Genomic DNA, 1,048 nt, shown 5'->3' on the forward strand with positions numbered 1-1,048 from the left:
TAGTAGTGGTTTATCTAAGTGGCGGCGGACAAATTCGTGACGCAGTCGAAATCGAGCCTGTTGTCGATTATCAGTATCATCAATTGCTTGCCAAGATAGTTCTGCTAATGCATGATTCAGAGATTCTCTTTGTGTGAATGTTGTTGGAAACTGTTCCTGCTTCCATTCATAAAATCGGTCTATAGATTTTTGATATAGTTCTGCTTGAGTTTCGGGTAGTTTCCCTTGTTGTAGATACCAACTAAAACATAGGAGAGTCAATCGTAACGGATTCTTAGCCAAATCTTGAATTCGTTCTCTCCCTGGTTCTTTCAATGCAGAACATAGTGCCTGCCCTAAATCTTTCTTTCCTCGTGGTGCAAACCACTGTTGAATAAATTGCTCTACTTGTGCGGGATAAGAAAAATCTAAAGTGCGATACGTTTCAAAACCAGCTAAGGTATTGTAATTTCCATCCCACAGATTTAACCGACAAGTTAAAATCAAGCGTGCCTGCCGCACCCATCCTCCCTCCTGAATTTGACGTTGAATTTCACTCAATGAATTTCCACGAGACTGCATTTCATCCAAACCATCCAGCAGTATCCAGACGCGCCCTTGCTTAAATTGATCTGAAAAGTTGCTTTTATCTGCTACAGAAATTTCCGTTCCCCCTTCTTCACGAATGATACTTTTTAGCCAGATTTTTTCTAGGTAGTACTCTATCGTTTTGCCCTGCAAATCTGCTAACGATATCCAGATAACTATTGATTCTGAAAATTCTGTGCGTATCCATTTTGCAATTTGCTGAAGGAGAGTTGTTTTTCCTGCTCCTGGCTCACCAATAATCGTAATTCTATTGACTTGACTCTTTATATTTTTTCGCTGGCGTATAACCTGTTCTAAAAATTCCTCATACTCAAACCGTTTAGTAACCTCTATTTCCTCTATCTTGCCAGCATTAGACCCTTCATTTCTGCTCTCGTCATAGAGTTCTGAGCCTCTCTCTGGCAAAACATCCAGTTTTCGGCGCGGGATCTTCTTCCGTTCCACTAATCCTAGTGGAACA

1 protein-coding gene is annotated in these 1,048 nt (G+C 40.7%); it reads right to left on the bottom strand.

Features of this window, described 5'->3' with window-relative positions:
* The coding region (locus tag B9G53_RS00265; RefSeq protein WP_141211654.1) for an NACHT domain-containing NTPase at positions 1 to 1,048 on the bottom strand (1,048 nt) is incomplete at both ends.

Origin of the sequence: Pseudanabaena sp. SR411, assembly GCF_002251945.1 — a bacterium.
In the GTDB taxonomy this organism is placed as follows: Bacteria; Cyanobacteriota; Cyanobacteriia; order Pseudanabaenales; family Pseudanabaenaceae; genus Pseudanabaena.